The 12799-nt window shown below is 44.3% G+C and carries 13 protein-coding genes; 11 read left to right on the top strand and 2 right to left on the bottom strand.

Annotation, left to right across the window (positions count from 1 at the left end; genetic code table 11):
- Positions 1-146: 146 nt before the first annotated feature.
- A complete protein-coding gene (ctpA, locus tag V7K62_RS05780) occupies positions 147-1391 on the bottom strand; it encodes a carboxyl-terminal processing protease CtpA (protein ID WP_334862579.1) in 1245 nt (414 codons plus the stop codon).
- A gap of 405 nt (positions 1392-1796) precedes the next feature.
- On the opposite strand from ctpA, the gene petB reads away from it, so the two are divergent.
- From petB to V7K62_RS05750, 6 genes are all read left to right on the top strand, one after another.
- Positions 1797-2444 (top strand): cytochrome b6, encoded by a 648-nt coding sequence (gene petB / locus V7K62_RS05775; protein WP_094332660.1) that lies wholly within the window; start codon positions 1797-1799, stop codon positions 2442-2444.
- A gap of 255 nt (positions 2445-2699) precedes the next feature.
- Positions 2700-3182, top strand: coding sequence for a cytochrome b6-f complex subunit IV (gene petD / locus V7K62_RS05770; protein ID WP_334862577.1), 483 nt, complete (start codon positions 2700-2702; stop codon positions 3180-3182).
- Positions 3183-3507: 325 nt separating this feature from the next.
- A complete protein-coding gene (locus V7K62_RS05765; RefSeq protein ID WP_334862575.1) occupies positions 3508-3951 on the top strand; it encodes an ATP-binding protein in 444 nt (147 codons plus the stop codon).
- A 341-nt stretch (positions 3952-4292) separates the two neighbouring features.
- On the top strand, positions 4293-5306 hold the full coding sequence (locus tag V7K62_RS05760; RefSeq protein WP_334862573.1) for a GDP-mannose 4,6-dehydratase: 1014 nt from the start codon (positions 4293-4295) through the stop codon (positions 5304-5306).
- A 10-nt stretch (positions 5307-5316) separates the two neighbouring features.
- Complete coding sequence (locus V7K62_RS05755) at positions 5317-6498, top strand: glycosyltransferase family 4 protein (RefSeq protein WP_334862571.1); 1182 nt, start codon at positions 5317-5319, stop codon at positions 6496-6498.
- Positions 6499-6581: 83 nt separating this feature from the next.
- A complete protein-coding gene (locus V7K62_RS05750) occupies positions 6582-6953 on the top strand; it encodes a hypothetical protein (protein WP_334862569.1) in 372 nt (123 codons plus the stop codon).
- A 42-nt stretch (positions 6954-6995) separates the two neighbouring features.
- Here the strand turns inward: V7K62_RS05750 and V7K62_RS05745 are convergent, their stop codons facing one another.
- Complete coding sequence (locus V7K62_RS05745) at positions 6996-7427, bottom strand: hypothetical protein (protein WP_334862567.1); 432 nt, start codon at positions 7425-7427, stop codon at positions 6996-6998.
- 335 nt (positions 7428-7762) lie between these two features.
- Between V7K62_RS05745 and V7K62_RS05740 the strand changes: the two genes are divergently transcribed.
- The 5 genes from V7K62_RS05740 to V7K62_RS05720 all read left to right on the top strand — a co-directional run bounded on the left by V7K62_RS05740 (position 7763) and on the right by V7K62_RS05720 (position 12799).
- Positions 7763-8101 (top strand): hypothetical protein, encoded by a 339-nt coding sequence (locus V7K62_RS05740; RefSeq protein ID WP_334862565.1) that lies wholly within the window; start codon positions 7763-7765, stop codon positions 8099-8101.
- Between the two features lie 181 nt (positions 8102-8282).
- Positions 8283-10421, top strand: coding sequence for a pentapeptide repeat-containing protein (locus tag V7K62_RS05735; protein WP_334862563.1), 2139 nt, complete (start codon positions 8283-8285; stop codon positions 10419-10421).
- Between the two features lie 91 nt (positions 10422-10512).
- Positions 10513-11004: a hypothetical protein gene (locus V7K62_RS05730; RefSeq protein WP_334862561.1), complete on the top strand. Its 492-nt coding sequence runs from the start codon at positions 10513-10515 to the stop codon at positions 11002-11004.
- 125 nt (positions 11005-11129) lie between these two features.
- Entirely contained in the window at positions 11130-11336 is a 207-nt protein-coding gene (locus V7K62_RS05725; RefSeq protein WP_273769525.1) for a hypothetical protein, read from the top strand.
- A gap of 206 nt (positions 11337-11542) precedes the next feature.
- Positions 11543-12799, top strand: a complete 1257-nt coding sequence (locus V7K62_RS05720; protein WP_334862560.1) for a GNAT family N-acetyltransferase — start codon at positions 11543-11545, stop codon at positions 12797-12799.

Below are 12799 nucleotides of genomic sequence, written 5' to 3'. Positions count from 1 at the left end.
ATGGCAGTTGTTGTAGGATAAAAATAAATTGTCGCTGCCCTAATTATGCCTCGTTTCTCGCTTTGGCGTTTGACAGTTTCCCCGTTGGAAAACGGCGATCGCTTATAGAAGATAGCGTCTAGGCGGAAATTTTAACTCAGCACTCTTCATGCCTTTCCCGCCACCATCGAGTTTTTAACCAAAAGTTCCACCGCAGCTTGATATTGCAGATCCGCTTCAGTACCAATTTGTTCGCGGTTAATGGCTGCTTGGGAAATCACTTTATCCGGCTTAATACCTAGTTTGTTAATATCCCGATGTTGAGGAGTTTCATACTTAGCAATTGTGACTGCCAAGCCCGAACCATCTGATAATCCAAACAAGGATTGAATTAAGCCCTTACCAAAGGTGGTTTCGCCTACCAACTGGGCACGACCATTATCTTGGAGTGCGCCGGCAAGAATCTCACTGGCACTAGCACTTCCTTGATTGACCAAAATCACCAGAGGATCATTCGTCAGGGCTGGCCCAAGGGCTGCAAAGCTACCCTGAATGCCTTGTCGGTTGACAGTATAAACGATAGTGCCGGAGTCTAACCACAGACGGGCGATTTCAATTCCTGATTGTAAAAGTCCCCCAGGATTATTTCGTAAATCCAAAATGTAGGCAGCAGCGCCTTTTTTTTCTAGACTAGAAATAGCGTGCGCCAATTCCGTTGAAGCGTTGGCATTAAATTGTGTGAGACGTAGGTAGCCAATGCGTTTACCCTCCGTGGAAACACGTAAGTCGGAAACCACAGGGTTAAGAGCAATGCGATCGCGTGTCAGTCTAATTTCCGTTTCTGCTTCTCCGTCCCGTTCGATCACAAGAGTGACAAGGCTGCCACTCGGCCCGCGCATTTTAGTCGCAGCTTCATCAAGGGTGAGATTTTCTGTAGAGACGCCTTCAATTTTGAGAATGCGATCGCGTGGTCTAATCCCCGCTTGATCTGCTGGTGAACCTGCTATGGGAGCCACTACTTCCAACTTCCCATTCTCAGGATTCAAGGCAATTTGTAATCCTACCCCAGTCAGTTCCCCAGAAGTATTGACCTGTAAACTGCGGTACTGTTCTGGATCTAAAAAGCGGGTAAAAGGATCGTCGAGGCTCTTGAGCATCTTCCCAATTGCCGCATAACTGGCATTTGAGTCTGACAGAGGCTTCTCCAAAACCTTTTGCCTGACAGCCGCCCAGTTTTGATGATTAAACGTCTCATCTAGATAAGTACGATTAACAATTCGCCAAACTTCCGAAACCAGCTTTTGTTCGGTCGTTAAAGCCAGCGCCGGCTGGGTGAGCGTACCCAACGCCAAGCAAAACGCCATTAACAATGAAAATCCAACCCGAAAGACTTGTTTGTTCATGAACCTCATTATCAATTCCACCTCAACCAAAATTGCCTAGATAATGCCCACTTGCCCCGTTGTTGATGAAATCTATCTCTCGATTATGTTACTTTTTTTATAGAAGTGGTGCATTTTTCTCATCAAGTTGTTCAATCAACTGATGCATCGTATCCACTCACCAAAGGATAAAATCTACTTTGTGTCCACCTTTTTCTGTGTAGGGGCGTAAAGAGATCGCAATATATTCCATCTTTACAGAGTGTAAAGTTTCTGAAGTCTCTTAGCACGCCCAAAGCTGAAAAGCAAAAAAAAACTCCCCTTTACTAAAATCCCAAAATTGCTAATTGGGAGAGAAGTCTGAGCGAAGGCTTCTGCCGATTCAGAACTTCGGGATTTATCAACCGCAACCGACTTTTAGGAACTTGAGATTGTATGGCCAACGTTTCCGACTGGTTTGAGGAACGCCTAGAAATTCAGGCACTCGCCGAAGACGTTACTAGCAAGTACGTCCCTCCCCACGTCAATATCTTTTACTGCCTCGGTGGAATTACCCTGGTTTGCTTTCTCATCCAGTTTGCCACTGGATTTGCCATGACGTTCTACTACAGACCAACAGTCACTGAAGCTTTCTCCTCAGTGGAGTACATCATGAATGAAGTAAACTTCGGTTGGCTAATTCGCTCCATCCATCGCTGGTCTGCCAGCATGATGGTATTGATGATGATTTTGCACACCTTCCGGGTTTATCTGACTGGTGGTTTCAAAAAGCCCCGCGAACTAACCTGGATAAGTGGTGTCATCCTAGCTGTGATTACCGTTTCTTTCGGAGTCACCGGCTATTCTCTACCTTGGGATCAAGTTGGCTACTGGGCTGTGAAAATTGTTAGCGGCGTACCAGAAGCAATTCCGGTAGTTGGCGTTCTGATTTCCGACCTGCTGCGCGGCGGTTCGAGTGTTGGTCAAGCAACACTAACTCGTTACTACAGCGCACACACCTTTGTACTGCCTTGGTTGATTGCAGTCTTCATGCTGTTTCACTTCTTGATGATCCGCAAGCAAGGCATTTCCGGGCCTTTGTAATCTCACCTATTAGCGAAAGGCAACATGTGTCAGTTTTCAGATCAAGTTGTTTGTTTTAAACTTATGAAACACAAGAAATTAATTGCACATAAGTTCTAAAAAATAAACACTTGTATCTGGAGCCGAAAGCTGTAGAAAACTTCCAGGCGGCTGACCGGAGATAGATAAACACTGTTTGCCGTCTGCTGGTTGCCTAGTAGCTGATAGCTTTCACAAATGCTTTAATTTAACTTAAGCAGGAGAGCAAATTTCAAAATGTCAACACAAAAAAAACCTGATCTGAGCGATCCTCAGTTAAGAGCCAAACTCGCTAAAGGTATGGGTCACAACTACTATGGTGAACCCGCTTGGCCTAATGACTTACTTTATGTCTTTCCAATTGTGATCATGGGTTCGTTCGCTGCAATTGTGGCTCTAGCTGTGCTAGATCCCGCAATGACCGGTGAACCAGCAAATCCTTTCGCCACACCATTGGAAATTTTGCCGGAGTGGTACTTGTATCCAGTCTTCCAGATTTTGCGATCGCTTCCTAACAAACTTTTAGGAGTGTTAGCAATGGGTTCGGTACCAGTCGGGCTAATTCTCATTCCCTTTATTGAGAACGTGAATAAGTTCCAAAACCCCTTCCGCCGTCCAGTTGCAACCACAGTATTCCTTTTTAGTACCCTTGTCACCCTGTGGCTGGGTATTGGTGCTGCTTTGCCATTGGATAAATCTTTGACCTTGGGACTATTCTAAATTAGTCACCAGAAAGTGCTTTGACGCCTGTGAGTTGCAAGAGCAGATGCAGATGTGCTTTTGAAAACAATCAACAGGCGTCAATTTTAACAAGAGAGTCAAAAGCCAGAAGCTCAAATCACCAAAAGTCAACAAATACAAACATTTTTCACTTACTTAACGTAAGTTGCTAGTTACAATCCTCAGAATGCCAAAATCGTTCATGTTTTGTATTTTGGTACACAGAATATGTCAATTTAGATTTTTTTATGTCAGAGAGATTTTGCGAACAGCGCCGGATTTTATAACTAGCAACTTGGGTTTACTTATATTCAAGTCACAGTTAATGCTTAGTATAGTGCAGCAAGACCATCTGACGGTTAAGAGTGAACTAAGGCTCTTAAACCAGGTGCAAGAATGGTTTGAGCAATTTTGTCTGCAACACTTGTCTCAACTTGACTGGTCAAAAACCCAACTTGATCGCCTCAATTTAGCATTAGCAGAAGGCTTTACCAACGCTGTTCGTCATGCTCATCATGCTTTACCCCCGGAAACAACCATTGAGATTAAGGTTTATCTGTGGATTGACCGACTAGAGATTAGAATTTGGGATTATGGAAAACCTTTCAATCCTGATGCGATCGCAGAGCCAGCCCCAGGTACTCTGCAAGTAGGTGGGTATGGATGGTTTCTCCTCCGACGGTTAGCTGATCGTGTTGTATACGAACGTGGTGCAGATGGTAGAAATTGCCTGCTCATCGTCAAATACTCTGTAGAAGCACAAAAGTAAAAGTAAAATAGTCAAGAGTAAAGGAAGGTAAGAATACTTCTGATACCAATTTTGGCTTTTGATCCGAGGCGGAGCGTAGGGAAGGAGTATCGGCATCCGAGGGCTTATCTTCTCTACAATATGCTCTCGCTAACTTAATTATACTTAGGAGTAAGACAAATTTTTGTCAAATATCAAAGAAGATATTTGTATAAAAAGAATTAGTGAATATGGTAAAAATAGCATTCGACTTACACGAGATCCCTTGTTAAAATTTGTCAGCAGTGTTGAGAGTCTTAATGTTTGTTCTCCAACAAGTGCTATTTAGTGCTTAAAGAGATAGACAGAATAGGGGACAAAATATGACTAAGACAGCCCTAATTACAGGAATTACTGGTCAAGATGGCTACTATCTCAGCCATTTGCTCCTCAACCGTGGTTATCGAGTTGTAGGATTAGTACCCCCACATCGACAACCTAATTTGACAAAACTGGGAACACTGGCAAATCAGGTAGAAATTTTTACGGTTGACTTGAGGGATAATGCGGCGCTGTTAACCGCAGTTGAACAACTGCGTCCCCAAGAGATTTACAATTTAGCGGCTCCCAGTTTTGTACCCGACTCCTGGAACGACCCATTGGGAACCCTGGATTTGATAACTGGTACAGCTACTAGGCTTTTGGAAGCAGTACGAAAAGTTGGTTTGTCTACCAGATTTTATCAAGCCAGCAGTTCAGAAATGTTTGGCGATGTATTGCTCTCGCCTCAAGATGAGGAAACCGCTTTTCGTCCGAAAAATCCTTATGCTGCGGCCAAAATGCACGCCCACTGGACGATGGTGCATCACAGACAACGCTATGGACTATTTGCTTGTAGCGGAATTTTATATAATCACGAGTCTCCTCTACGCCCACCTCAGTTTGTTACACGCAAAGTTTCTTTAGCGGCTGCATCAATTAAATTGGGTTTAACTGACACCTTAGAAATGGGTAATCTGGATGCCAAACGTGATTGGGGCTTTGCAGGTGATTATGTAGAGGCCATGTGGCTAATGTTGCAAATTGATGAACCAGAAGAATATGTGATTGGCACTGGTAAACTGCATAGTGTTAGAGATTTAGTTGCCACAGCCTTTGAGTCTGTCGGGTTGGATTGGAAGCAGCATGTAGTCTTAAATACGAGCTTGTTGCGACAAGATGAGCATTTTCAACTAGTAGCTAACCCTAGCAAGGCTAAAAGAAATCTCGGCTGGGAACCCCAAGTAAGCTTTGAGGAACTTTTAGAAAAAATGGTAAAAACAGATTTGGAGCGGTTACAAAGCGGTGCGTTGGATGAAGTCCTTGCCGCAGGCATCGCACCCTTACCGCGAGTGTAAATAATCTAACATGCACATCACTACAGTGACAGAAAACCTCAAGTTAGGTGATAAAGTTAACCAAAAAACTAACCATATCTTCGTGTTTTTAGAAATTTTTGCTCACGAAGGTGGTATTCAATCATATATAAAAGATATTTTTCGCGCCTATCTGGGATTGAGCCAAGACTACAAAGCAGAAGTCTTTTTGCTGCGAGATAGTGCTGATAGCTTAAATCCGTTTGAAGACGAGAACTTAAAATTTCATTACTTTAAAAATCAGTCTCCCTATTTGGGGAGACTGCAAATGGCAGCAGCTTTACTTAAATGTCTGTTGCAAAGCCGTCCGCAGCAAGTCTTCTGCGGTCATATTAACTTAGCAGTATTAATCCAAACTCTTTGCCAGCCCTTGGGGATTCCTTACACCGTGCTAACTTACGGCAAAGAAGTCTGGGAACCGCTGAAAAATCAAGAACGTTGCGCTCTGACATCAGCAGATAGAATTTGGACAATTAGTCGCTACAGCCGCGATCGCGCTTGCGTTGCTAATAGTTTAAACCCGAAAATTGTACAGATGATGCCTTGTGCAATTGATGCGGAGAAATTTACTCCTGGTTCCAAGCAGCCAGAATTAATCCAGAAGTATGGCTTAACTGGTGCTAAAGTGCTAATGACAGTAGCGCGGTTATGGTCAGGAGATATTTACAAGGGTGTAGATGTGACGATTCGGGCATTGCCACAAATCGCTCAAGTTTTTCCAGAAGTCAAATATTTGGTAATTGGTCGTGGTGATGACCAACCACGATTGGCGCAGCTAGCTGCATATTTAGGTGTGAGCGATCGCGTTGTGTTTGCTGGTTTCGTTGCTACAGAAGAATTAATGGAACATTACCGCCTTGCTGATGCCTATATTATGCCTTCGCAAGAAGGCTTTGGCATTGTTTATCTAGAAGCAATGGCTTGTGGAGTACCTGTATTATCCGGTGACAACGATGGTTCCGCTGACCCCTTACAGGATGGTAAACTAGGATGGCGAGTACCACACCGCAATCCTGATGCTGTAGCAACGGCTTGTATAGAAATGCTTCAAGGGGATGACCAGCGATGTGATGGAGACTGGTTGCGAGAACAGGCGATCGCTCTGTTTGGCATAAATGCCTTCCAACAGCACTTGCAAAAAATGCTGCTATCCTCAGTAACGAAGTGCATTTGAGTCTAAATGACAAATGACAAATGACTCATAACTAATGACTAAAATCGCTATCCTAGAAGGAGAGCAGGACGAAATTTATAAAAATGAGCTTTAAGTCATTTCAATTGAATCTTTTAAATCTCCGCCCTTGGCTCACCCTGGTGGCAGTTATTTGGTTGCTGGCATCAGTGGGCTTGGGTTGGTTGGTTAATTCATTGCTAATTATTTTCGGGTTGCTGTTGTTGGCACCTATTGTCGCTTTTTTTGGCTTTCGTTGGTGGCTGCAACGTAACTTAGTTGCCGATCAATGTCCCGTCTGTGGATATGAATTTACAGGTTTAAATAACAGTCAGTTGCAATGTCCTAACTGTAAGGAGTTACTGTTAGTACAAAATAGTCATTTTCAGCGCTTCACACCAGAAGGCACGATTGATGTCACTGCTGTCGAAGTTCCAGCCCAATCACTGGAAGATTAGTTAAGGATAATTAGTCATTAGCAAAGGACAAATGACTAATGACTATTTATTTTTTTGCGAGATTGAGAGGGTGTAGTCATACTCTCGTTGGGATAGTTCGCCTACATACAGCGAGTATCTTCCTGCCTGCCAATAGCCAGAAAGTTCTGACTTACCTCCAGAGTAACTATCTGCTAGTACACAAAAGCGCCCCCCAGGCCCGTCGATCAACAGTGTTGGCTTCCCTTTACTCTCTACTGTTAATCGCAAGTAAGGTAGTGACTCTGTAACTTGGATAACTTGATTAGGTTCAGTGGTAATATTGCCACAATTACTTTTGACAGTTCCCCCAGACTTTCCCTTCAAAATCAATGGATCTGGTTGGGAATTCCGATTTATTTGGATTGTTGGTGTCTGTGCCAAATTAGCCTCAGTGAAAACCAAATTCATCGCCAAAGCTGTGGGAACAATTGCAAGTAGCCTAAGCGTCTTCATTTTAATTAATGCTCCAGATTTTTTTAGAGCAATATTGTTATACAGTCTGATTTAATAGACGACAGCAAGCCGTCTTGGTTCCAAATACTGCCGTATAAAGAAATACCATTTAGTTAAATATCATTTGTGAAGATTTGATCGGTGTATGTAGAGACGTTGCATTGCAACATCTCTACAATTGATGTCTGGAAGGCAACAAAAAAAAGATAATTTTTCCCTGTCCAGAAAGGTCTTGCACGCACAGACATTAGCTAAAATCACTAAGACAACCACCAAAAATAGAATTTGGTTGGTCTATTGTGGAATAAGTATGCTAGCTGAAGTAGAAAAGATTGATGAATCCTCAACCAGAAGAAGACTTACAGCGTCGCCTCAATAAGCTAGAGGCAGAGATTAATTCCCCGCCTGGGGTGGTTTCACAAGAACAAAAACAAAAGCCTCAGTCTGTTTTTGCCAGCTTCAACTTGCAACTGGAGCGATTTCAGATTTGGTTCAACAGCTTATCTGGGGCGAAAAAGCTGGTAGTTTTGGGTGTGACGGTGCTAGTAGGCTTGGCGATACTGCAAGCAGTGTTTAAACTAGTTGCATCTGTAATCAGTCTGGCACTTTTGGCAGTGTTAGTGTATGTTGGATACAAATTTTTTGTGTCTGGTAGCTTTCAACGTAAACAATAAGTTGATATGCATTTACTTGGCACTCTACCGGAGTTATGAGAGTCAGGAGCCAGAATACAAACGGCTCCTGACTTATGACTCCTAAATCCTATTTCAATATGCTTTTCTTTTTGCTGATTAGCTTAGTTTATTTTAATTGTGCCGATCGCGGCGTAGAAATAATATCAAAGGAAATTATCCGATGACGTCACCCATTGTCAAAAGAACTAGTAATCAATCTAGTCAGTCAAAAAAATCGGACAGAGCCAATTCGCTGCTGCTAGCAAGTAGGCGTTTTGCAGCTTGGGCGGCTGAAATCACACTAGTGGTTACTAGTGGGTTGATTCCCTTCGGCATTGGTGTCTATGCCAATTCTAGAAGCGATCTGAACCGAGTGCCGCTTAACCCCGTGCTGGTAGTTACAGAAAGAGCGATCGCCAGACCTCTGGCTCTACCTGTGAGTTATGGCATCCGTAACGTTGCATGGCCGACTAATATTTTGTGGACAATCGCCCTGTTAGCGCCTGTAACTCTCTCCTGGTGGCAATTGTATTTACTAGCTAAAACTGGTAGCACAATTCCTAAACGTTGGTTAAAAGTGCGGGTTGTAAACGAGCAAGGGACACCGCCCGGATTGGGGGCAGTTGTGATTAGAGAAGGCGTTGGGCGTTGGACTGTACCCATTTCCATCGCTTATCTGTTATGGCGCTACAGCTTTGCTTTTCCTAATTTAGGATTATTCACATTTTTGTCTTTGTTAATGATTGTGGGTGAAGGGATAGGCTTACCGTCGCGTCGGGGGCGTCGCGCACTCCACGATCAACTCGCAGGTACTTATACAATCGATGCACTCTTAGCTAGCAACAGACAAGCTCAGTCTGCTGGCGATAACGATCAGGCAGAAGAATGGCAGGAAGGAGAAGAATTAGCGGCAGCCGAAATCAGCCAGTCGCCTAATCTGTGGCGGCGGATACAGCAAAATCCCAATCTAACTTTGTTTGGGGTAGGGCTGACGAGTATGACTGCTGTGTTGGCAACTTTAATCGGCACTCAAGTTTATATCCAAATTCAACAATCCCAGCGAGCAACTAAGCAAATCAACAGCCAACAGTTCCTCGAACTTGTCAAACCATTGAGTCCCAACTCTGGGGCTACTAATGAGCAACGCCAAACTGCAATTCTGGCTATGGGTGGTCTTAATGACCCACAATCCATAAAATTTCTGGCGGATCTCTTGGTTAGCGAAACTAACCCCAGCCTCCTGGATACGATTCAACAAGCTTTGACAACTGTTGGCCCCCAAGCCATCCCGGAACTAAAAAATAAGAATCAGTTTTTGGTGGGTGAACTGGAATCTGTGGGTAGCACAGCAAGCCAAGAGCGGGAATTACGGCAAGGACGGCTACAAAGAAACCAGGGGACGATCAACAAGATTCTCTCTGTTTACAGCGGTAAAATCGGGGGCGTTGACCTTAGTAGCACCCAATTAGGTCAAAGCGGTACTCCAGGAAGTTCCTTCTTCAACTTGGTACTAGACAACGTTGATTTATCAGGAGTTAAGTTAAAATCGGCAAATCTGAACCAAGCCAGTTTGAAGGGTAGCCGCTTCCGGGGTGCGGGTGAGGATGGACGCTGGGATACCTACGACGATGCGATCGCTGATTTAAGTCAAGCTCAGTTGCAGCAAGCCAATCTTACTGATGCTAACCTCAGTCGCGTCTTAATGAACCGGATCGATTTGAGTCGCGCTACTCTTAACAGAGCCAACCTATCCAACGCGCGTCTATATGACGCTAAACTCAACAGCACTCAACTAGTAGGAGCCGATCTGCGAAACGCAGTTTTGGAAAGAGCTAGCTTGACTGGGGCAGATTTAGGCGATGCTAAATTGAACGAAGCCAATCTGTACGCTGCACGTTTAGGTCGCGCCACTGCCATCGGAACGCAATTATCCTTTGCCAACTTAACTAACACTGATTGGCAAGGGGCAGATTTATCAGGAGCCTATTTAGATCGTGCTAATCTCAGCAATGCTAACCTGAGCGCCACTCGTCTTGCTGGTGCTGTTTTGCGTTCTGCCCAAATGGAAAATGTTAACTTGCAAAATGCTGACCTGAGTCTTGCAGATTTACGGGGGGCAAATGTCGCCGGAGCAGATTTTAAAGGGGCAATTCTCGCTCCTAGCAAACAAGATCCAGCAGATCAATTTGTCCAAACCCCAGATTTAGGCTCAGTATCTGCCGTAGTCCAAGGTGTTGATTTTTCTCAAGCCAAAAATTTAGATGCCAAGCAATTAGCGTACATTTGTACTCAAGGAGGCATTCATCCCCGTTGCCCGTAGAATGGAGGGGGCAGGGGAGCAGGGGGACAAGGAAATATAACCATGCCCCATGCCCAATGCCCAATAACAAAATGGTGTGAGGATTTCGGTTATGAAGTATATTCCATATTTGGTTTCAGTTTTGGGGGCTGGTTTGGTCTTGAGTCTGGCGAGTCTTAAACCAGCACAAGCTCAAGTAGCCTATGGCAGCTATGTCGGTATAGGCCCCACTATTGGTATTAGCGATGGTATCCAATTTGGGGGGGTGATAGCGGGGCGCTACAAGCTTTTGGAAGCACCAATTTCACTGCGTGCCCAAGTGTTAATTGGTAATAATACGGCAGTTGTGCCAACGGTTTCTTACGATTTCCCCCTTAACTGGCAAGCTGATGCCTACCTGGGCGCTGGATTAGTGTTGGCTGGTGGTGGTGGTTCTTCTCCTGTGGGCGACAAAATTAGTTTTGCTTTACAACCGGGCATTGATTATATGATCCCAAATAGCAATACTGTCCTTTTTGGCAACGCCATTATTGCTTTTGATGCTTACCGAGATAGCAGTGGTACAGCTATCTCCGTACAAGGTGGTGTTGGTTTGAGATTTTAAGGGGCAGGCTATCCCTAAGAAGCGTTAAACTTCATTGCAAATTAAGAAGTTAGTCCAAACAACGTGATAGTTTTTGGTGATGAAGAGAGACAGCACAGGATTAACAATAGGAGAACACAGTGGCAATGGAATCAAATTTATTGACGGATGCGGGCGCAGATGAAGTGAATCAAGATTTCAGTGAATATGTCGCCAACCTGCAACTTCACATGACTCTGCAAGCTCGTAATCTTGTTCCAACCCTGAAGCAAACACTGGTAGATAGTCGCCAGCAATTACTCCATCAAACCCAAGCCCACTTTGAAAAGCTAGTTTCTCGACAAGGGCTATAAAATATATACAAATTTTAATCAAAATTCAAATAAAATAAGGGCAGATGTTGTTGGGTTAATGCCAATGGTGTTCTCACAAGGTCTGCTTTTTCTGCTTTTTTAAGTATTAAGTTACTAAAATCACACTTTTGGCACAATAGTAGAGAGCAGAAACTAGTTAAGATTATTGCAGTTCCTTCCTTTGAAGAGTAGTTAGTTAAGACTAAATGTCGGCTCGAATTAAAATGACTTCATTACTTCCCCGAAACCTCAGCGTTGTTATCCGACCAGTCCAATACCGGGATCTGGACGGGATTGAGCGCATAACTCAAGAGTCATTCGCAGCCCTCACTCCCCAGGGAGCAGGTTTTGCCATCAGCCAGATGCAAAGGCTGCGTCGCTGGTATGGATTACTCAAATTTTTAAGTTGGTTTCCTAACCCACTCCAGTATCGCCTCTGTGCTTATGTCGCAGAGCAAGGACGGATGCTTCTAGGGATGATTCAAGTGTCACCCTTTAATCGGACACGCAGTACTTGGCGGATTGATCAAGTGCTGTTGGAGCGTGGCGTCGATAAACAAGGAATTGGTTCGCAACTTTTGCGTCATTGCTTTGAATCGATTTTGGAAGCTCGGACTTGGCTACTGGAAGTTAATATTAACGACATTGAGGCGCTGGCACTATATCGGCAAAATGGATTCCAGCGTCTGGCAGAAATGACATACTGGGAAATTGGGCCAGAATTACTGGCTGAATTGGCGCAAGCAGAGCCAGACTTGCCCAACCTCTTGCCAGTGAGTAATGCTGATGCCCAATTGTTATATCAACTAGATACGGCATCAATGCCGCCTTTGGTGCGTCAGGTTTTTGACCGTAACACCCGCGACTTTAAAACCAGCTTATTCGGGGCTTTAACTGATGCAGTGAAGCAATGGCTGACTAAAACAGAAGTAGTCAGTGGTTACGTATTTGAACCCCAACGCAAAGCGGCGATCGGCTATTTTCAGGTGCAACTTGACCGTAAGGGTGAAGTTCCCCATGCTGCAACGCTGACGGTTCATCCTGCTTACACCTGGCTATATCCAGAATTACTATCTCAACTGGCTCGCATTGCCCAAGATTTTCCCCAGCAAGGGTTACAACTAGCCTCTTCAGACTATCAGGCAGAGCGAGAAGAATATTTGGAGCGAATTGGGGCAAAACGCATAGAACATACATTAGTTATGTCTCGCTCTGTGTGGCACAAGCTACGGGAGTCTAAATTTGTCTCCTTAGAAGGAATCCAGTGGACTGATATGCTGCAAGGTTTACAACCGACTCGTAAACCTATACCAGGTGGGATGTCATGGATACAACCAGGAAAGTTGCCATCGTCAGAAAAACTGCTGCAAAGCTTGTCAGAACCGATTAACTTTTCGGGAAAAAACCCTAGCATAGAAGCATCGCCGATTCCTGAATCAGCAGATGGACAGCAGGAGAATTAG

The organism is Nostoc sp., from assembly GCF_036917935.1.
Classification (GTDB): Bacteria; Cyanobacteriota; Cyanobacteriia; order Cyanobacteriales; family Nostocaceae; genus Nostoc.
The sequence above is the reverse complement of the archived record's forward strand: the minus strand, read 5'-3'. Positions and strand labels throughout refer to the sequence as shown.